This is a genomic window from Bacillus sp. 7_6_55CFAA_CT2 (assembly GCF_000238655.1).
Classification (GTDB): Bacteria; Bacillota; Bacilli; order Bacillales; family Bacillaceae_G; genus Bacillus_A; species Bacillus_A cereus.
This window is the reverse complement of record NZ_JH414708.1, coordinates 172,155-192,768: the sequence shown is the minus strand read 5'-3', so window position 1 is coordinate 192,768 and position 20,614 is coordinate 172,155. Positions and strand designations below refer to the sequence as shown.

The following is a 20,614-nucleotide window of genomic DNA, read 5'->3' as shown; positions in this document are numbered from 1 at the left end:
CTAATAATCGCTGATATATTTTCATTTTATAACAGTCTGGCCCAACTTTTATGAGAAAAGGTCGTGATATTATGTGGACACAACAAATAATCAACACGAAACGCGGTACATTTGAACTCTTTACAAAAGGAAATGGCGAATCGCTTTGTATTACACATCACTATTCACAATTTAATGAAACTGGGGATTACTTTGCGGATGTTTTTACTGCTACGCATCGTGTATTTCTCATTAATTTACGAGATACTGGTCGCTCTGTAACCGCCCAGTTAGAAAACGAATTAAGCATGATTGAAACAATCCACGACTTAGAAGCCATACGAGAAGCATTACAACTTCCAACATGGCATTTCGCCGGTCATTCAACAGGTGGTATGCTTGGACTTTTATATGCGATTACATATCCAAATTCCTTACAATCATTAGTCGTAGCAGGCGCTGCAGCAAGTAACTATACCGAAACACCATTTTGCATTTATCACCCAGCACATCCACAGTTTCATTATATGCAAAAACTCATCGAAAACTTAAAAAGCCCTCACCTTACAAGTGAAGAACGAAAAGAACTATCTACTGAGAGAACAAAATTATCATTGTTTAAACCAGAAAACTACAACTCTTATTTTTGTAAACCAATCAACAAAACAATGTCCATTAGCCGGATGAATGCTTTCGCCAATGAATATCCTTCATTTGATTTAAGAGAGTATTTACCTTTCATCCAAACAAAGACACTTATTATATGCGGAAGATATGATGTGCAGTGTCCTATTCAATATTCCATCGAGATACATGAGGGTATATGCGATTCTACTTTTGTGACATTTGAGGAGAGCAACCATTATCCTTTTTTAGAAGAAGCTGATCAGTTTACTTCTACTACTCAAACATTTTATAAATCGTTAGTACCATTATTATTAAGAAAACCTAAACACTGACAAAAAGCTCATAGCCTCTATACGACTATGAGCTTTTTTCAAACGAAATATTTCACACTAAAAACAACTAAAAAAATAAAAGAAATAACAACTAAACCCACATCAAGTAATACCGACTTTTTATCTCTATCTTTTAAACTTACCTTAGAGCTAGAAATGCTTTTAATTACCCAAAATATAGCACGCCCCTCATGCTCTCCTCTGTTTTGTTTCTCTTTACATTTTAACATAAATTACCTATTCCTTCCTTTCCATTTGAATAACATACAAAAAAACCTGCCAATTACTCGGCAGGTATATTACACGTTAAAACGATAACCAGCTCCCCATACTGTTTCAATATATTGCGGGTGAGCAGGATCTCTTTCAATTTTTTCACGTAGCTTTCTAATGTGGACGACAACAGTGGCTAAATCACCAGCGGAATCTAATCCCCAAATGCGTTCAAATAACTGTTCTTTATTTAATACTTGGTTTGGATGTGTGACAAAGAATGTTAATAAATCAAATTCCTTCGTTGTAAACGCAACTTCTTCATTGTTTATAAAAACTTTTCTCGCTCGTTGATCGATAGAAATTCCGTGAATATATAACGTATCACGTTGCTTACTTACATTTCCTAATAATCTTTCATAACGGGCAATATGTGCTTTTACTCTTGCGACTAATTCACTCGGGCTAAACGGTTTCGTTATATAATCATCCGCTCCTAATCCGAGTCCGCGAATTTTATCTATATCTTCTTTTTTTGCTGAAACAAGTAGAATCGGAATATCTTTTACAGCACGTATTTGTTTACAAATTTCGAATCCGTTCATTTTCGGAAGCATAATATCTAAAATAATTAAATCATAGTCTTCTTGCAAGGCTGTTTGTAAACCTATTTCTCCTGAATGCTCTACATCAACTTGGAAATCATTAATTTCTAAATAATCTCGCTGTAATTCTGCAATACTTACTTCATCTTCTATTAATAAAATTCTTTTCAATTTACTCACCACATTCCTCTACTTTTTCCAATGAGAAGAAAATGCTTGTGCCTTTACCAAGCTCGCTTTCCGCCCAAATTTCCCCGCCATGTTCTTCAACAATTTGCTTCGCTATTGCTAAACCAAGTCCACTTCCACCTGTGCTAGAATTCCGCGATTGTTCTGCACGATAAAAACGTTCAAAGATATACGGCAATGTATCAGATTCTATACCTGATCCGTTGTCCATCACTTTCACAATAACTTTATTATTATCACTCGATACTGTTACAGTAATTTTCTTCTCTTCTTTATCCATGTATTTCACACTATTATGAATTAAATTTGATATAACTCTATTGATCTTTTCGCAATCAGCCGTTACATATAGTGGTGATGCATGTAACTGTAGGCGCACTTCTATACCTTCTTCACTTAAATCCATCTGCATCTCTTCTATTAATTCTTGCATAAACGTATTCAATTCAACTGTTTCAAACTGGAATGGAACTCGATTCAAATCGAGCTTCGAAAATAAAAATAGTTCATCAATGAGTGTGTCCATATGTTTTGCCTTCGTATGGATAGTTGTTAAATACTTATCCATTTTTTCTGGCGTATTTGCTACTCCGTCCTTTATTCCTTCTACATATCCGATAATTGATGTAATCGGTGTTTTTAAATCATGAGAGATGTTTGAAATAAGCTCTTTTCGATTTTCTTCATACTGCGTTTGCATCTCTATCGATTCTTTTAATCTCTTCCTCATTTCCTCAAATCCTTGATTTAATTGCCCTATTTCATCGTGTGATGTAACTGGTATTTGAAAATCTAAATTTCCTTCTTTAATTTTCTCCGTTGCGCCTTTCAATACAAAAATTGGTTTTATTACACTTCTTGAAACGAGGTAACTTAATAATCCAATGAGTAAAATGGCTAGTAGTAAAAGCGATACGAATAAGATTGGAAATAATTTTTGTGTAAGATCTACAAATGAACTTTGCTTTTTTAATACAAATATACTTCCCTCTTCTTCCTGAGGAAAATAAAAATCAAACTTTACATATCGATAAAATGTATCGCCTAGTTCCGTTGTACCACGACTATTAATATTTGCTGATTCAAATTTCGGAAGGGCTTCTTTTAAAGATACACTTTCAAATACGTTTGAAGCATATGAAAGTGTTTCTCCTTTTCTTACTACTATTTTCACACCCTCTTTTTCTATTGCTGAGACAAACGACTCATCTAACAATTGAGATTGATGCTGTTTGGCTGCTGACTTCAACTCAAGATAGGCATTCTCTTCTTCTGGTGTAAGCGGCTTTTGAATGTAAGAACTTTTATAGAAATTTTTCACTGCTTCCAAGTCACCTGTTATCGAAAAAACGATTAAAAATCCCGTGACTAATATAAGCGTAATGGAAACGAGGATAACAGCAATATAAGAAAATAAAAACCTTGTTTTAATAGACATATCTTAAATCCTCACTTTATCAAACCTTATTATTTATAAGCATAAAAATATATGTTCAATTACTCAAGCGATTTTATAGTAATTTTAGCGTCAGTTTATAAAAATTTAATGTTCCTATTTTACAGTTGAAATTAGGAGGTTGAAATTCCATGTTCAAAAAAACATTCAGTATGATATGTTGCGTAATTTTTTTACAAGGATGCTCGCAAGAACAAGAAGTAAAAAAGGAGATGATAAACATGGAGACTGCACTACTAGCAGCTACTGAAAAAAATGAAACGAATACTGTTATATCTTTACTAAAACAAGGCGCAAATATAAATGCGACGGATAGTCAAGGACGTACTCCGCTTATGATTGCTACATACAAAAATGATGTAAAAACCGCAAAGGCACTTATCAAAGCTGGTGCTGACGTAAATATCCAAGATGACATGAAAAATAATCCCTTTCTATACGCCGGTGCGGAAGGTTACTTAGACATTTTAAAACTAACAATTGATGCTGGTGCAGATCCTACGATTACAAATCGTTACGGCGGAACAGCTCTTATCCCAGCCTCAGAACATGGCTATATTGACGTTATAAAAGAACTACTCACTCAAACAAATATTGATGTAAATCATGTAAATAACTTGGGATGGACAGCTTTAATGGAAGCCATCGTACTAAGTAACGGAAACGAAACACAGCAACAAGTCATTCGCCTTCTTATTGAGCACGGTGCAGATGTAAATATTCCAGACAATGATGGTGTTACTCCGCTAGAGCATGCTCGCGCTCATCACTTTGAGGAGATAGAGAAGATTTTGTTAGAAGGCCGTAAGTAAAAAGCTAATTTTTGCCTTCCTCCCCCACCCTATGCTACATTTAAGCCGTTACATTACTATTAATAGGGTGGGAATAAAAATGAACAAACCTAAAATTGGGATGATTGGACTTGGAAGTATTGCGCAAAAGGCCTATCTTCCAACACTTACAAAAGAAACTGATTGGAATTTTGTAGGGGCGTTTACACCTAACGCAGAGAAAAGAAAACAAGTTTGCCAGCAATACCGAATTCAAGACTTTCATTCTATTGAAATGTTAGCTTCGGAATGCGATGCAATCTTCGTTCATAGTTCAACTGCATCGCATTATGAAATCGTTTCTGAACTTCTAAAAAAAGGGATCGACGTTTATGTTGATAAACCGCTAGCAGCTACAGTGGAACAAGCTGAGCAACTAGTCGAGTTGAGCGAGAAGTATAACCGAAAATTAATGGTCGGATTTAATCGCAGATTCGTTCCTATGTATGTCGCTGCCAAAGAACAGGCTCATGATATTTCATGGATTCGAATTGAAAAGCATCGTACAAATAAAGTCGGGCCATATACGTACGACTTCACTATGTTAGATGATTATTTACACATTGTAGATACCGCTCGCTGGTTAGCTAATGATGACCTTAACGCCGTTCACAATATGATGCAAATCAATGAAAAGAATGAACTTCTTTACGGACATCATACATATACAACTCCAAGTGGACTATTACTTTCTACTGCAATGCATCGCCATGCCGGTACAAATTTAGAACAAATTGAACTTGTAACGCCAGGGAAAATCATTCGCGTAAAAAATATGAATACATTTGAAATTGAACAGGAAAACTCAGTTTCACAAAGTGGTTCCCCATCATGGGATACGACGTTAAAACAACGTGGTTTTGAAGATGCTGTTCATCATTTTATTGAGTGTGTACAAGGCGATACAAAGCCCGTTGTAGATGGATTAGAAGGATTAAAAACGCAGCAAATGCTACAATCTTTACTAGATGATGTAAACAAAAATTAAAACGGATACATTTTTCAGAATTTACTTTCATTCCCATTCCCTCTTTATTTCTCTCATAAATTTCTATAGAATATGTTGATAGGAATTATAAATTTCATAATGAATCGTGGAAAGGATGGGATTAACACATGTGGAACGAGTTTAAAAAATTCGCTTTCAAAGGGAATGTCGTTGATTTAGCTGTCGGGGTTGTAATCGGTGCTGCATTCGGTAAAATCGTTAGTTCTTTAGTAAAAGATATCATCACACCATTACTTGGTATGGTATTAGGTGGCGTTGACTTTACAGATTTACACTTTGGATACGGTAAATCTGCTGTTATGTATGGTAACTTCATCCAAACAATTTTTGACTTCTTAATTATCGCAGCTTCTATCTTTATGTTTGTTAAAGTTTTCAACAAACTAACATCTAAAAAAGAAGAAGAAGAAAAAGAGGAAGAAATTCCAGAACCAACAAAAGAAGAAGTTCTTCTTGGCGAAATTCGCGACTTACTAAAACAGCAAAACTCTTCTAAAGATAGAGCATAATTGAACGGATAAAAAGGCATGTCCCTCTGGACATGCCTTTTCTATATGCTATAACGTTTCCGAATTCATATGAATAAATAAAATAATACCAGCAACCATAAGTACCATAATGCTACCTGCAAATAGTGTAATACCAATAAACATTAAACTTGTGCTCATATCTACTGATACACTTTCAATAAAAATAGAAATTACATACGTGATAAGGGCAATTCCTGCAAGAATACTTCCTGGAACAAATCGCTTTAAACCATTTTGTTTTAACGTCATATATGCAAAAATAGCAGTCATACAAAGCGTAATTATCCAAAGAACGATCATCTCTTTTCCCCCCTCACAAGCCTTTTCTTTCTATTATACATGACATTGCCCTATAATAGTTAAATTTGCACTTATGTGACATATAACAAGGAATAGCCCCATCTATAGCGAAGGCATTATAACATACACTTATACAATAAGGAGGCTTTTATTTGGACTATACTACTACATGTAAATTAGAGCTATCCGAACGATTCGATTATGTTACGATTGACTTAGACAAACAGTTTTTTTACATCGAAGTTGTAAATTTACAAAGTAATATAACTGTACTAAAAATATCAATTAACTTGCAAAAAGACGAAACGATGGTAGAGGGAAATATAATTCATTATGATACTTTGCACGTAGATGCATTATTACAAGGATTGAAATATGTTGCTCGAACATGTATTGATCACAATTTAAAAAACCAAAAGGAACTGTTCGCATTTTTAGAAGAAAATTAGCTCCAATAAAAAATGGTTATTTTTTCTTTTTATTGATATAATTGTTATATAGAAATATTCTTTATAAGGGAGTGTTCATAATGATTTGGATTTCACTAATCGTATTAGCTTATTTCATCATTCTCGTCCCAATACAGTACAACTACATTAAAATGCTCAAAGAAAAACAGAAAAAAATGAATGTCTCACAAAACGAACTATATGACAATATGTCTTATGAAGAATCCCAAGTACATTACCATTATCAAAGTAACGTATTTACAATACCTGCTTCGCTTGTCGCAAGTATTATTTATAAAGTGAAACATGCAGCATAATATGTACGCTGTAAAATTATTGTTTGAGTCTGTTCATTGTAGTGAGCCTAATTCTACGAAAATTGATGGGCATTATGAAGAGAATCACAATACACTTTTTGAAGAAAGCATTATTCTTGTTAAAGCAAACAGTTTAGAGGATGCTCACGAACTTGGTAAAAAAATTGCTATGCAATCTGAAGATACGTACGATAATATGTACGGTGAGCAAATAACGTGGAAGTTCCGAAAAGTGTTGCATGTGTTTGAATTAGACGATACACCATTTGAAACGGGAAAAGAACTGTACGCAAGATTTTTACACGTTAAGAAAGACGAAATGGTAAATGCAGTCGTACAAAAATACTATCCTGAATACGAATAAAAGCTCACAGCAAATGCTGTGAGCTTTTTTATACTTACTTCGTTGAATCTCTAAATTGGATACGGTGAGGTAAGATAACAGTGTGATCTTCCACTTTTTCTTTGTTCATATACTTTGTTAATAAACGCATTGCTACTGCGCCGATATCATACATCGGTTGAACAACTGTTGAAAGCTGCGGACGAACCATTAATGCAAGACGTGTATTATCGAAACCAAGTACTTCTACGTCAGTTGGTACGTTTAATCCAGCGTCTTGTGCTGCATGGATTACACCTAGTGCCATTTCATCAGAAGATACGAAGATTGCTGTTGGCTTTTCATCATTGCTCCAAAGCTTTTCGAATGCTTCGATACCTGAGTCATATGTGTAATCTCCATCGATTACAAGATTTTCATCATATGAAATACCAGCTTCTTCTAAAGCTTTTTTATAACCTTGTAACTTCTTCGCACTTCCCGCTTTATCAATGAAAGGACCAGAGACGAAACCGATACGTTTATGTCCTTGCTCGATAAAGTGCTTCATTGCATCATAAGCTGCTTGTGTATAATCAATATTTACTGATGGCGTTTCATTTTGCTCATCAAATGACGCTGCTAATACAATTGGTACTGGAGATTTTTTAAATTCTTCAATGTGAATGTCTGTAATATCTTCACCCATGAAAACAATTCCGTCCACTTGTTTTCCAAGCATCGTATTTAATAAATGGAACTCTTTCTCTTTGTTTTGATCAGAGTTACTTAAAATGATGTTATATTTGTACATTGTTGCGATATCTTCAATTCCACGTGCAAGTTCTGCATAAAACGTATTTGAGATATCAGGAATAATAACACCTACTGTAGTTGTCTTCTTACTTGCTAGTCCACGTGCTACCGCATTCGGGCGGTATCCTAAACGATCAATTGCTTCTAATACTTTCTTTCTTGTTGTAGGCTTTACATTTGGGTTACCGTTCACAACACGAGATACGGTAGCCATTGAAACGTTTGCTTCGCGCGCTACATCATAGATTGTTACGTTCATCTCATCGCACACTCCTTCTATTTTTGTTATCTATTTTTATGTATCGGTTACTTGAATGAAAAAAAGACATCAACTCTATTTGCAGATGCCACCAATCGTCCCGAGTTCTTCCTTTTACTAATGATACGATAAAAACGCAGGCTCATACAATATTTTCCCGCAAAAGTTTCGAAAAAATTCGCTTCTTTTCTCGTATTTTCGTATTTTTTATGAAAAAAGGGCATTTTTTGTAAAAAAAATAGATGTTTCCTAAGTAGAAATCTTATTTTAAGCAGTACGATAGTAAATGAAATTTATATCGGCGATTTTTCGAATATATCGACTGTAACTCGAAATATATCAGCGATTTTCCAAATATATCGACCGCAACTCTAATTATATCAGCGATTTTTTAAATATATCAACTTACCAACAAAAATCGACAATGACAGTCGCTATACAATAAGAGAAAGCTGTTCCAAAATCCCTTTTTGGAACAGCTCATTAAAAGTTTTTATAATTTACTTCCAAATGATTTTAATTCATTCATAAAATCATTGAACTGCGGTATATTCATTTGCTGCGCCGCATCTGATAAAGCTACAGCTGGATCTGGATGTACTTCAGCCATAATTGCATCTGCACCAATTGCCATCGCTGCTTTTGCAGTTGGTAAGAGAAGGTCACGTCGCCCTGTAGAATGCGTTACATCGACAACGACAGGTAAATGTGTTTCTTTCTTTAAAATCGGCACAGCGGAAATATCAAGCGTATTACGCGTCGCTCTTTCATACGTGCGAATACCTCGTTCACATAAAATAATGTTCCCATTTCCCTTTGCCATAATATATTCCGCCGCATTAATGAATTCTTCAATCGTTGCTGATAGACCACATTTTAATAATACTGGTTTATTTACAGCACCAGCTGCCCTTAGCAAATCAAAGTTTTGCATATTGCGAGCACCAATTTGAATAACATCAACGTAATCTAATGACATCTCAATATCATTCGGATTTAAAATTTCACTAATAACAGCCAAATCATATTCATCTGCTACCTGGCGCAAAATTTGTAATCCCTCTAATCCAAGACCTTGAAAATCATACGGTGAAGTACGTGGTTTGAACGCACCACCACGCATTAATTTCAGACCTTGCTCTTTCATTGCTTCAGCAACTTGACGTACTTGTTCATAACTTTCCACTGCACACGGTCCCATAATAAAATGCTGATTTCCGTCACCAATTTTTTCACCATTAATTTCAACAATCGTATCTTCTGTTTTTTTCTTACGAGAAACAAGTAATGCTTTACGATGATCATCTTCTTGTAATTCTAAACCAGCTTGAAAAATTTGTTTGAAAATATGTTGTAAAGTCGAAGTTTCAAATGGACCATTATTATTCTCTGCAATTAAATCCAGCATATTTCTTTCACGTACAGGATCAAAACGTTTCACACCTTGTACTTCTTTTAAATTACCAACTTCTTGTACGAGACGACCTCTTTCGTTTAGTAACTCTAATATTTGTAAATTAAGTTGATCAATTTCAGAACGTAAACGAACTAATTGTTGTGATGCCATAAGAAAGCCACCTCTTTCAAATTCCTATATGTTACTTTTTTAAGATAACTTATTATAGCTGATACATATACGATTGTCACACGATATACAGCAATGAATTACTATCAAAAAACATTGTATATTTTCATTTAAAATAAAAAAAGACAGTTTACATACTGTCTTTTTTTACAAGAAGGAAACAAACGGTTTATCACTGTTTTTCTCTTTTATAATAACGGCCTCAATTTTACTCTCGGACTTAATCTGTAATTGTACTTTCGCATCTTTAGGCAATTTGTCTAACATGCCTTGCGCAGCCAATTGGGTAAGAGCCATTAATTCTGTTTTACCGTTATATTTAATAACAATATTCATATTTAATGTATCCATTTGATCTTTCTTATAAGAAACTTTAGCGTTGACTGGAATAAAATCTCCATTAGAAAAACCTTTTATTTCCTTAGCAAAGTTATTTATTTTTGTATTATCTTCTCCATGCGCTTGTGTAAATTCATCAGAAGGATATGAATACGACTTTTCATCAATTGTACTCCAATTTCCAAGGTTCGTATCATTCTTTTGAACAGTAGCACTAGCAATATACGTACCATTTTTTAAAGAACTTGTACTTTCTTGCTTAAAGATAGCAAACGTAATTGGAGATTTGTTATACTTATCATTTTTGTTAATAGCTTCAATAAGTTGTTTAGCAACTTCAGTCCCTTTAGACATAGCCTCTTCATTCGATACACTTGAAGACATAGCTAAGCCAATCATAACACCAGATAAACTTAATTCATTTGAATTCTGTTTTCCGAAATAGTCTTGTTCTATAATATTCGTCAAAACTGGCGCTTCTACTTTCGCAACTAGTTCATCAATTAGTTTCTCTGGAATATACTGGTTTAATTGCAGTACGTGACTCTCTGTATCAAATTGCTGCGTTGCAATATTTATTAAACCATTTTCATACTCTGCTAAATCTAATTTAGAATTTGTTTTTATATTAGCTGTATTAATAACCTTTTGTTCTTTTAAAGGAATAACAGTTCTATAATAATCTTTAGAAACAGCAGTTCTCGGAATCATACTTTTTTCTTTTGTATCTTTTTGTATAACTTCATCCTTCTTACTAATCGTATTACTATTGTTACTACAAGCTCCCAGTAATAAACTTACGACTGCGAAGGATAATGCCATTTTCTTCATTACTTAAAACCTACTTTCAACAATCTAGTTATTTAGTTTGAACTATTAATAGTGTACCACTAAATATATTTCAACAAAAACAAAAAAAAGAAGCAAGCACCTTTAGCTTGCTTCTTTTTACTTTATATTCTCTTCTAAAGCATCTTTTTTAATATTCCAATGAGATGTATTCCATACTACCATCCCATCTTTTATGTATAACACTTGCGGTGATTCATGTCTAATACTGTATTGTTCTGCAACACGATTTGACACATCTCTCGCATCTTGTACGTATAAGTAATACGCTGGCACTTCTCTTTCTTCGCTGCAATACGCTTGAAATTCTGTGTATGCACCGTGACTAATTGGGCATGTCGTACTATGTTTAAAAAGAACATACGGCTCGTTCTTTTCTACTAAGACTTCAAGCTCTTCAATTGTTTCAAGTTTTGTCATATTCATCACGATTCACCTCTCATACGAAATCTAGAGCGTTTCTCTTTCTTTTCAGCTTTTTTCTCAATTCTTTCTAATTTACGCTCTTCTTTTTCAACCTTCTTCTCTTGTCTCGACGCACGGTAATGATTGTATACTTCAATCGCCGCACTGCTCCACTGTACAACTTGCGCTACTTTATCAGCGTTATTTTCAATTTCGTCCGTTACAGAGTCCGATACATTACGAAGCTTCGTATTTAAAGATTGGATTGTCGTTCCAATCCCATCTACACCCGCTACCACTTTATTTAATGACTGTGACTTCTGTTGAATATCATCAGCTAACGCATTCGTTTTATGTAATAATTGCTCTGTCTCTACGCTAATTCCTTGCATTTGCTTTTCTAAACCTTCTAACGTACTTGCAACGTTTTCCAACGTCTTCTGAACCGATAACAACGTTCTGCATACATACACTACTAATACTGCGAAAGCAACCGCGATAATAGCCGCACTTACATATAAAAGAACTTGCATTTCATCACTTCCTTTATCTTTTTCATACTTTCCCCTATTATACAATCATTTTCCGTTTCATTCTAATCCCTATCTCATCATTAGAATTTTCATACTTATTCGTTAACTGTAACATAAATCATTCAACAAATTCCACTAAGTAGGTTACAATAGGAGAGGATACATAATTAGTAGGGAGGCTTTACATATGAAAGATCCACGTATTGAAAAGTTAGCATACAATTTAATTAACTACTCTATCCGCTTACAAAAAGGTGAAAATGTATTAATTGAAAACTTTGGCTTACAAAAAGAACTTGTAACTGCACTTGTAAAAGAAGCATATGCAGCTGGTGGTTTCCCATTCGTCTCTTTAAAAGATCATCAAGTAGATCGCTCTTTATTAATGGGTGCTACTGAAGAACATTTCGAACAAATCGCTGCATATGAAGCAAGCGTAATGAAAGACATGGACGCTTATATCGGCCTTCGCTCTGGCGATAATATTAATGAACAAGCTGACGTTCCAAGTGAGCGTATGAAAGTTCATGGCCAAACAGTTGGTAAAAAAGTTCATAGAGACATTCGCGTTCCAAAAACACGCTGGGTTGTTCTTCGCTACCCAAATGCTTCTATGGCACAGCTTGCTAAAATGAGTACAGAAGCTTTCGAAGACTTCTACTTTGAAGTATGTAACTTAGACTACGGTAAAATGGATAAGGCGATGGATAGCCTTGTTACATTAATGAATAAAACAGATAAAGTTCGTTTAACTGGTCCTGGAACTGACTTAACATTCTCTATTAAAGACATTCCAGCAATTAAATGCTCAGGCCATTTAAACATTCCAGACGGTGAAGTATACTCTGCACCAGTTCGTGATTCTGTTAACGGTACAGTTTCTTACAACACACCATCTCCTTACAACGGTTATACATTTGAAAATGTACAACTTAAGTTTGAGAACGGTCAAATCGTTGAAGCAACTGCAAACGATACAGAGCGCATTAACAAAATCTTCGATACAGACGAAGGCGCACGCTACGTTGGTGAGTTCGCAATTGGCGTAAACCCATACATCTTACATCCAATGGGAGACATCCTATTCGATGAAAAAATCGATGGCAGCTTCCACTTCACTCCTGGACAAGCTTACGACGATGCATGGAACGGCAACAACTCGAACATCCACTGGGATTTAGTATGCATCCAACGCCCTGAATACGGCGGCGGCGAAATTTACTTCGACGACGTACTAATCCGTAAAGACGGACGCTTCGTTGTACCTGAACTAGAAGCTTTAAACCCAGAGAACTTAAAATAATAATAAAAACGCTCGGAATTTTCGCCGAGCGTTTTTATTTCTTTCCTACCATTTCTATTTTCACATGTGGATTTTCTTTCTCTATAAGCCCCAAGAATTCATCCATATTTTGCGGCATCGCAACCATATGTACTTTATATGCATTCGTCGTAATTTCAAGAGACTTTCCGACCTGACGTATAATTCTCACATCTTTTAATACAATATCATCATTTAAAATACCGTACTTTAATACGCCATTTTCTACTTTATGTTTTTTAATAAATACTTCCCAAACGAGTGGTACATTTACAATGAAGCATAAACCCATCCCAATCAACGCTGACATCCAATGCGCTTTATTGGTGAAAAGCATGACAATTGGATATATAAACATAAACGCTAACGTAAGACAAACGAAAATGACTACTGACTTACTTCTTTGAATTGGAAAGTTCATACCTACACCCCCTGACCCAAATTATACCACTATTTCCATTTTACTTCATAGAAAAAGGCCATTTCTAAATGACCTTTTACACAATGTACCTATAAAATTTCTTATCTACCTGTAGCACCGGAAAGTTTTTCGGCAACTCGTCTATACTCACACTTTCAAAACCATTCTTTTCATAAAAACGATGTGCCGCTAAAAATTTTACTGTTGTTCCTAAGTAAATATCTTTCAATTTTTTATCCTCAGCCCATGAAATTGCTGTTTGAAGCAACATATGTGATGCGCCCCATTCTTTTCCGCGAAACTCTTTCTTCACGAACATTTTTCTTAACGCTACTTGATGATTCTCAATATCTAATAAAGCTACTGTTCCAACTACTTTACCATCATAAATTGCTATCCAAAAGTTTCCGTAATCCTTTTGATAGAATGTTTCTATTTCAAGTAAATCAGGTTGCTCTTCTTTCGTAATTGAAACATTATACTCTTTTTGCTGAATATGAACGATAAGATCTACTACTTCCTCTTGAAACGTACTTTCATACGGAATAATGCGTATCTTCTCGTTCATCGAATCTCCTTCCACTCTGAAGCTAGTAAACTATATACAGCGATATCGTGAAAATGATCATATAGCCATTCATCATCTCTTAAAATGCCATCTAACTTAAATCCTAAACGTTCTGGAATAGCGCGGCTTTTCACATTTTCAACACCACATCTAATTTCCATTTTATTTAATTTTAAATTCTCAAATGCATAGTGAAGTACAGCCTTCACACTACGCGTCATAATACCTTTCCCGCCAGCATCTTCTGCAAGATAATACCCAAGACTCGTCGCTTTCTTCCCCCAGCTCACTGGATGAATGCCTACCATCCCAACGAGCTTTCCTTTGTAACGGATACCACTTTCAAAACCGTCTCCCTCTGCAAACTTCTTTAACCACATCGGACAAATCTCATCATACGCATCAGCAGATTTGGTCCCATCTACCCAAGGGAGCCATTTTCGTAAATGATTACGGTTTTGATCTAATAATTGATATAGTTCCTCTTTATGATGTTTTTCTAGTAATTGTAGTTCGATTTCGTCATCTACTCGGAGTGTGAACATATTTTTCAGTCCCCTTTTTAGTTTTCTTATTATTCTAACACTTATATTTCAAAACGCGTACCAATATATCAACGATTTTTGAAATATATCGAACACAACTCCATATATATAGACGTTTCAACATTAATGCATAACCACGACAACATAAAAAAGACGCATAGCTAAGCTATGCGTCTTTTCTATTACTTCTCTGCAACTTGAACTTCTTTTACGTAAGCTGCTTCAAATTTTTGGATGTCTCCTGCGCCCATGAAAATTAGAACGCCGTTTTTATGTTTCTTTAATACATCCGTTGTTGTATCTGTAATTAGTTCTGCACCGTCAATACGCTTTTGCAGATCTTCGATTGTTAATTCACCTTTGTTTTCGCGTGCTGATCCGAAAATATCACATAAGTATACTTGGTCAGCTTTGCTTAAGCTTTCAGCAAACTCATCTAAGAACTTTTCTGTACGTGAGAATGTATGTGGCTGGAATACAGCGACAATTTCACGCTCTGGATGTTTTTGACGAGCTGCTTCAATCGTTGCATTAATTTCTGTCGGATGGTGTGCATAGTCATCGATGATTACTTGCTCTCCCATCGGCTTTTCATTAAAGCGACGTTTTACGCCTTCAAAAGTTGTTAATTGATGTTTTACTGCTTCTACATCAACATTTTCATAATGGCAAAGCGCGATTACTGCTAACGCATTTAATACGCTGTGATTGCCGTATCCTGTAATTTTGAACGTGTCATAGTACGTATTACGAACGAATACATCAAAAATAGTGCCATCTGTTCTCTTTTGGATGTTGCGTGCTTGGAAATCATTATCTTCTCCAAATCCATAGAAAATAACAGGTACTTTCGCTTGAATTTTTTGAAGTTCTTCATCATCTCCACATGCAATAATGCCTTTTTTCACTTGTAATGCCATCTCTTGGAATGCACTGAATACATCATTGATGTCTGCAAAATAATCTGGATGATCAAAATCAATATTCGTCATAATTGCATAGTCTGGATTATAAGACAAGAAATGACGACGATACTCACAAGCTTCAAATACAAAATACTTACTATTTTCTACCCCATGCCCTGTTCCATCTCCAATAAGGTAAGATGTTGGATGTGCACCTTGCATTACATGGGCTAACAAACCTGTTGTTGATGTTTTTCCGTGTGCACCAGTTACAGCAACACTTGTGTATTGGCTCATCAGGTCACCTAAGAAATGATGGTAACGATGGACTGGGATGTTTAATTCTTTTGCTGCTACGATTTCTTCATGCGTATCAGGAAATGCATTTCCTGCAATAATCACTTGTCCTTCTTCTACATTATTCTTATCAAAAGGAAGGATCGAGATACTACGCTTTTCCAACGCTGTTTGTGTAAAGAAACGCTTTTCATAATCAGACCCTTGAACAGTATGCTTCATATCATGAAGAATTTGCGCTAATGAACTCATTCCTGTTCCTTTAATTCCTACAAAATGGTAAACTGTCATCTTAAAGAACCTCCAACATTTCGAACTAATACAACGGCCTATCTATAAGACAGTATATGAATCTTTTCTTATTTTGGTAATCATCATACATTTTTGATGTAGTGAAGTTATTCTTCCCTTCACTTATCAGGATAAACTCGTACGTACTTCTTTATATATCTATAACAAGTCCATTATAGCAAAAAAGAAGCCGCTATACTATGATAACAGAAAAACTGATAGGGTCAATCACCTATCAGTTTTTCTCTCTTTTACATCTCTTCTCTTTTTTCTAATTGAACACGCTCTAAACGTGGGTTTGGACGATATTTACGACCAGCTTTTGCTTCTGGTTTCCCATTTAATTCTACATTATCACCAGTAAAGCCAATATTCATTTTTAATAAGCTACTTCCTACCCCGTATATGTCAACAGGTACGTTTTGAGCTTCAAATTCACGAATACGCTTCTCATCAAATCCACCAGTTACAACGATGTCTACATGCTGGAATCCTTCTTCATCAAGTGCTTTACGAAGTGCGAATACAAGCGATGGGTTTACACCACGTGGATCGAATGTTCCAAGTACTTCTGGGTGGCGAATGAAGTATTGATCAATCATCGTGCGGGACGTATCTACACGTACACCTTTTAATGTTGATCCAAATTCACGCGCTACGCGAAGTGCATCTGTAATGACATCATTGTTGTAATCAATTAATACAACTAATTCATCTTCTGGGAATTTCTTATGATACGCTTTTGCCGCTTCTACAACATCACCATTAAACATTTGAATTAATGCGTGAGGCATCGTCCCCATACCACTTTTGCCCCACCATTCATTCATCGCATGCGTCGCTTGTGCGCTCATACCTCCGATGTATGCTGCATAACCGTCACCAGCTTGTTGTGTATAATGATCGTCACGATCTCCCATGAAAATAACTGGTTTTTCTTTATCTACGCTACGCGCAGCTTGGACAACGTTATATACGTTTGTCGCAACCGATGTACGACGAGCTAAAATCCCATCAATGACACCTTCTAAAAATCCGAAATTTTCATAAGGACCATGAATTGTTAACACTGTTTCAAATGGACTAATTTTATCGCCATCTTTTAAAGAGTTAATCTCAAGTTCCTCAGGATTTTTAGCGAATGTTTGTAGCAACGCAATCACTTCATCTGTTCCGCAAAGAACTGCATTTTCCTTTTGGAAAAATTGCATCGTTACAACACTTTTCGGGCGAAATTCTTCGATGATTTCTCTAGTCTTTAAAAAGTAAACGGCAGAGAACCAACCTTCTCCAACGCGTTCGTCAAATTTAAATGTTTTATTTGTTAGTCTATTTATTTCACCTTTTAATTTTAATTCAATTTCTTTCATGTCGCTTTACTCCCTACTTTACTATCCAACATTTTCTCTTAGTATACAGCATAACCGTTTACTATACATTTGTTTCCTGCATAGCAGCGAATTCATCCTCAGAAATAAGGACATCTCTTGGCTTCGTTCCTCTTGCTTCAGAAATAATTCCTTGCGATTGCATCTCTTCAATGAGACGTGCTGCGCGATTATAACCGATGCGGAATTTTCGCTGTACAGAAGATGTGGACGCTCCCCCTTGTTCTACAACAAATTGACATGCTTCGAAGAACAATTCGTCTTCCGACTCAGCTTGTTCTGTTTTCGCTAATAAATCCTCTTGCTTAAATAAGTAATTCGGCTTCATTTGCTTTTTCACATGATCAACTGTCTTTTCAATCTCATCATCCGATACATATACACCTTGTACACGAACAGGCTTAGATGTACCGTTCCCTAAGAATAACATATCACCACGGCCAAGTAATTTCTCCGCGCCACCAATATCGATAATCGTACGCGAATCAACTTGAGATGATACAGTAAACGCAATACGCGTTGGAATGTTTGACTTAATTAAACCTGTAATAACATCTACAGATGGACGCTGCGTCGCTACTAATAAATGAATACCACAAGCACGTGCTTTTTGCGCAATACGACAAATCGCTTCCTCAACATCACCAGGTGCTACCATCATTAAGTCGGCTAACTCGTCAATGACAATAACGATATAAGGTAATGTTTCTCCCGGAATTTCTCGCTCACTTACAATCGTATTATAACGAGTTAAATCACGAGCACCTGCGTGCGCAAACAATTCATAACGGCGTTCCATTTCCTCAACTGCCCATTTTAATGCAGCTGTTGCTGCTTTTACATCCGTAATAACAGGTGCTACAAGATGTGGAACAGAATTGTATGGTGCAAGCTCAACCATCTTCGGATCGATTAACATTAACTTCACTTCATGTGGTTTCGCTTTATATAAAATACTCGTTAAAATCGCGTTAATACACACACTTTTACCTGAACCCGTTGCACCCGCAATAAGTCCGTGCGGCATTTTTCGAATATCCGTTACAATTGGATCCCCTGAAATATCAAGCCCCAGCGCAACAGTAAGCGGTGATTCACTCTTTGTGAATACAGGACTTCTTAAAATTTCACGAAGAAATACTGGCTTACTTTCTTTATTTGGAACTTCGATTCCAATCGCACTCTTCCCTGGAATCGGTGCTTCAATACGAATATCTTTCGCAGCTAAGCTTAACTTAATATCATCACTTAAATTTGTAATTTTATTTACTTTCACACCTGGGTCTGGCTGCACCTCAAAACGAGTGACTGCCGGACCTTGCGATACATTAATAACATGTGCTCCAACGTGAAAATTATTAAACGTTGTATCTAATAATTCTTTCTGCTCCTCTAACCATTCTGTATTATCTAACGCTGATTGCTGTGGAATCGACAACAGCGCTAATGGCGGAACAGTGTATGTCGGTGGTGTGTGCAATACATTTCGCATATCGTTCTCTCTTTGATTTACAACATATGCTTTCTCTTGTACTTCCGTACTTGAAATTGGCTTTTGTACTTGCTCTACCACTACTTGCTGTATTGGTTGTTCTTCCACTTGTGGCTCTGCTACTACTTGCTGCACTGGGTGCTCTTCCACTTGTGGTTCTGCTACTACTTGCTGCACTGGGCGTTCTTCCACTTGTGGTTCTGCTACTACTTGCTGCACTAGGTGCTCTTCCACTTGTGGTTCTGCTACTACTTGCTGCACTGGGTGCTCTTCCACTTGTGGTTCTGCTACCTCTTGCTGCACTGGGTGCTCTTCCACTTGTGGTTCTGCTACTACTTGCTGCACTGGGTGCTCTTCCACTTGTGGTTCTGCTACCTCTTGTTGCACTGGCTTATTCTCTACTCGTACATTAGCAGAAGGCTGCATTGCATTTGCTCTAGCTGCATGTCTTTCCATTAATCGTGTTCTATCTTGTTTCAACATAACAACATTAAATGGTACATGACGCTTTTTCTCACGTTTTGGTTCTTCTTTTTGTACAAGCGTTTGTTCTTCTGCGACTGGTGTTTCCTCGGCAACTGGTTGTTCTTCTACAACTGATTGCTCTTCTACGACTCGTTGCTCTTCTGCGACTGGCGCTTCTTCTACAACTCGTTGCTCTTCTACGACCGGTGCTTCTTCTACAACTCGTTGCTCTTCTGCGACTGGTGTTTCCTCGGCAACTGGTTGTTCTTCTACGACTGGCGCTTCTTCTACAACTGATTGCTCTTCTACGACCGGTGCTTCTTCTACAACTCGTTGCTCTTCTGCGACTGGCGCTTCTTCTACAACTCGTTGCTCTTCTGCGACTGGCGCTTCTTCTACAACTCGTTGTTTTTCTGCAATTAAAACATCCGCAAAGCTTTGAACATCTTTCTTCGTTTGTTCATCAGCCTCAGCAACATGTATGAATTCACTCTTTTGTTCAATTGCTTCAGCTTCTTGCTGAATGTCCTCAAGTGCTACAAATGTCTCTACTACAGGCGCGTTTATTTCTGCAATCACTTCTACTTCTTCTGACTCTTCTGCTTCCGCAATTACTCCCACTTCTTCTGACTCTTCCGTTTCTGCAATTACTTCCACTTCTTCTGACTCTTCCGTTTCTGCAATTACTTCCACTTCTTCTGACTCTTCCGTTTCTGCAATTACTTCCACTTCTTCTGACTCTTCCGTTTCTGCAATTACTTCCACTTCTTCTGACTCTTCTGCTTCCGCAATTACTTCAGCTTCTTCTGACTCTTCTGTTTCCGCAATTACTTCAGCTTCTTCTGACTCTTCTGCTTCCGCAATTACTTCAGCTTCTTCTGACTCTTCTGCTTCCGCAATTACTTCAGCTTCTTCTGACTCTTCCGCTTCTGCAATTACTTCCACTTCTTCTGACTCTTCTGCTTCCGCAATTACTT

23 protein-coding genes are annotated in these 20,614 nt (G+C 36.3%); 8 read left to right on the top strand and 15 right to left on the bottom strand.

The window, feature by feature from the left end; translation table 11 throughout:
- Nucleotides 1-50: 50 nt before the first annotated feature.
- Nucleotides 51-938: an alpha/beta fold hydrolase gene (locus HMPREF1014_RS01115; protein WP_100070346.1), complete on the top strand. Its 888-nt coding sequence runs from the start codon at nt 51-53 to the stop codon at nt 936-938.
- Between the two features lie 38 nt (nt 939-976).
- Here the strand turns inward: HMPREF1014_RS01115 and HMPREF1014_RS01110 are convergent, their stop codons facing one another.
- The 3 genes from HMPREF1014_RS01110 to HMPREF1014_RS01100 form a co-directional block, all read right to left on the bottom strand.
- Nucleotides 977-1,168, bottom strand: coding sequence for a hypothetical protein (locus HMPREF1014_RS01110; RefSeq protein ID WP_000910074.1), 192 nt, complete (start codon nt 1,166-1,168; stop codon nt 977-979).
- 69 nt (nt 1,169-1,237) lie between these two features.
- Nucleotides 1,238-1,927 carry a response regulator transcription factor gene (locus tag HMPREF1014_RS01105; protein ID WP_001986686.1) on the bottom strand — a complete coding sequence of 230 codons (690 nt, stop codon included), beginning with the start codon at nt 1,925-1,927 and terminating at the stop codon, nt 1,238-1,240.
- 1 nt (nt 1,928) lies between these two features.
- Nucleotides 1,929-3,383, bottom strand: a complete 1,455-nt coding sequence (locus tag HMPREF1014_RS01100) for a sensor histidine kinase (RefSeq protein WP_000023892.1) — start codon at nt 3,381-3,383, stop codon at nt 1,929-1,931.
- A gap of 149 nt (nt 3,384-3,532) precedes the next feature.
- On the opposite strand from HMPREF1014_RS01100, the gene HMPREF1014_RS01095 reads away from it, so the two are divergent.
- The 3 genes from HMPREF1014_RS01095 to mscL all read left to right on the top strand — a co-directional run bounded on the left by HMPREF1014_RS01095 (nt 3,533) and on the right by mscL (nt 5,749).
- On the top strand, nt 3,533-4,213 hold the full coding sequence (locus HMPREF1014_RS01095; RefSeq protein ID WP_000475112.1) for an ankyrin repeat domain-containing protein: 681 nt from the start codon (nt 3,533-3,535) through the stop codon (nt 4,211-4,213).
- A gap of 79 nt (nt 4,214-4,292) precedes the next feature.
- Entirely contained in the window at nt 4,293-5,219 is a 927-nt protein-coding gene (locus HMPREF1014_RS01090) for a Gfo/Idh/MocA family protein (protein ID WP_001039691.1), read from the top strand.
- Between the two features lie 128 nt (nt 5,220-5,347).
- Nucleotides 5,348-5,749: a large conductance mechanosensitive channel protein MscL gene (gene mscL, locus HMPREF1014_RS01085; protein ID WP_000267010.1), complete on the top strand. Its 402-nt coding sequence runs from the start codon at nt 5,348-5,350 to the stop codon at nt 5,747-5,749.
- A 48-nt stretch (nt 5,750-5,797) separates the two neighbouring features.
- Here mscL and HMPREF1014_RS01080 read toward each other — a convergent pair whose 3' ends face one another.
- On the bottom strand, nt 5,798-6,070 hold the full coding sequence (locus HMPREF1014_RS01080; RefSeq protein ID WP_000636589.1) for a DUF3917 domain-containing protein: 273 nt from the start codon (nt 6,068-6,070) through the stop codon (nt 5,798-5,800).
- A 152-nt stretch (nt 6,071-6,222) separates the two neighbouring features.
- Between HMPREF1014_RS01080 and dhp61 the strand changes: the two genes are divergently transcribed.
- From dhp61 to HMPREF1014_RS01065, 3 genes are all read left to right on the top strand, one after another.
- The gene (gene dhp61 / locus HMPREF1014_RS01075) at nt 6,223-6,519 is read left to right on the top strand and encodes a protein Dhp61 (RefSeq protein ID WP_000386754.1); all 297 of its coding nucleotides are present in this window, start codon (nt 6,223-6,225) and stop codon (nt 6,517-6,519) included.
- Between the two features lie 80 nt (nt 6,520-6,599).
- Entirely contained in the window at nt 6,600-6,836 is a 237-nt protein-coding gene (locus HMPREF1014_RS01070) for a DUF3949 domain-containing protein (protein ID WP_000637899.1), read from the top strand.
- A 1-nt stretch (nt 6,837) separates the two neighbouring features.
- Nucleotides 6,838-7,200 carry a DUF4288 domain-containing protein gene (locus HMPREF1014_RS01065; RefSeq protein WP_009326379.1) on the top strand — a complete coding sequence of 121 codons (363 nt, stop codon included), beginning with the start codon at nt 6,838-6,840 and terminating at the stop codon, nt 7,198-7,200.
- 34 nt (nt 7,201-7,234) lie between these two features.
- On the opposite strand, the gene ccpA is transcribed toward HMPREF1014_RS01065, so the two are convergent.
- From ccpA to HMPREF1014_RS01035, 5 genes are all read right to left on the bottom strand, one after another.
- Entirely contained in the window at nt 7,235-8,233 is a 999-nt protein-coding gene (ccpA, locus tag HMPREF1014_RS01060; protein ID WP_001103297.1) for a catabolite control protein A, read from the bottom strand.
- A 493-nt stretch (nt 8,234-8,726) separates the two neighbouring features.
- Entirely contained in the window at nt 8,727-9,800 is a 1,074-nt protein-coding gene (locus HMPREF1014_RS01050) for a bifunctional 3-deoxy-7-phosphoheptulonate synthase/chorismate mutase (protein ID WP_000168216.1), read from the bottom strand.
- Between the two features lie 165 nt (nt 9,801-9,965).
- Entirely contained in the window at nt 9,966-10,988 is a 1,023-nt protein-coding gene (locus HMPREF1014_RS01045; protein ID WP_000738025.1) for a CamS family sex pheromone protein, read from the bottom strand.
- 117 nt (nt 10,989-11,105) lie between these two features.
- Nucleotides 11,106-11,432 carry a bacillithiol system redox-active protein YtxJ gene (gene ytxJ / locus HMPREF1014_RS01040; protein ID WP_001057469.1) on the bottom strand — a complete coding sequence of 109 codons (327 nt, stop codon included), beginning with the start codon at nt 11,430-11,432 and terminating at the stop codon, nt 11,106-11,108.
- Nucleotides 11,432-11,944, bottom strand: a complete 513-nt coding sequence (locus tag HMPREF1014_RS01035) for a DUF948 domain-containing protein (protein ID WP_001197720.1) — start codon at nt 11,942-11,944, stop codon at nt 11,432-11,434. Before HMPREF1014_RS01035 ends, ytxJ begins: the two co-directional genes overlap by 1 nt.
- Before the next feature lie 187 nt (nt 11,945-12,131).
- On the opposite strand from HMPREF1014_RS01035, the gene HMPREF1014_RS01030 reads away from it, so the two are divergent.
- Entirely contained in the window at nt 12,132-13,247 is a 1,116-nt protein-coding gene (locus tag HMPREF1014_RS01030) for an aminopeptidase (protein ID WP_000654745.1), read from the top strand.
- 34 nt (nt 13,248-13,281) lie between these two features.
- Here the strand turns inward: HMPREF1014_RS01030 and HMPREF1014_RS01025 are convergent, their stop codons facing one another.
- From HMPREF1014_RS01025 to HMPREF1014_RS31955, 6 genes are all read right to left on the bottom strand, one after another.
- Nucleotides 13,282-13,686 (bottom strand): PH domain-containing protein, encoded by a 405-nt coding sequence (locus HMPREF1014_RS01025; protein WP_001010629.1) that lies wholly within the window; start codon nt 13,684-13,686, stop codon nt 13,282-13,284.
- A 76-nt stretch (nt 13,687-13,762) separates the two neighbouring features.
- The gene (locus tag HMPREF1014_RS01020) at nt 13,763-14,254 is read right to left on the bottom strand and encodes a GNAT family N-acetyltransferase (RefSeq protein ID WP_001003149.1); all 492 of its coding nucleotides are present in this window, start codon (nt 14,252-14,254) and stop codon (nt 13,763-13,765) included.
- Nucleotides 14,251-14,799 (bottom strand): GNAT family N-acetyltransferase, encoded by a 549-nt coding sequence (locus HMPREF1014_RS01015; RefSeq protein ID WP_000494679.1) that lies wholly within the window; start codon nt 14,797-14,799, stop codon nt 14,251-14,253. The genes HMPREF1014_RS01020 and HMPREF1014_RS01015 overlap by 4 nt, the downstream gene beginning before the upstream one ends.
- Nucleotides 14,800-14,981: 182 nt before the next feature.
- The gene (gene murC, locus HMPREF1014_RS01010; RefSeq protein ID WP_000219468.1) at nt 14,982-16,292 is read right to left on the bottom strand and encodes a UDP-N-acetylmuramate--L-alanine ligase; all 1,311 of its coding nucleotides are present in this window, start codon (nt 16,290-16,292) and stop codon (nt 14,982-14,984) included.
- 251 nt (nt 16,293-16,543) lie between these two features.
- Nucleotides 16,544-17,662, bottom strand: a complete 1,119-nt coding sequence (locus tag HMPREF1014_RS01005; protein ID WP_000658370.1) for a nicotinate phosphoribosyltransferase — start codon at nt 17,660-17,662, stop codon at nt 16,544-16,546.
- A 61-nt stretch (nt 17,663-17,723) separates the two neighbouring features.
- Nucleotides 17,724-20,614: DNA translocase FtsK (locus tag HMPREF1014_RS31955; protein WP_000321837.1), on the bottom strand; the 2,891-nt coding region annotated here is incomplete at its 5' end.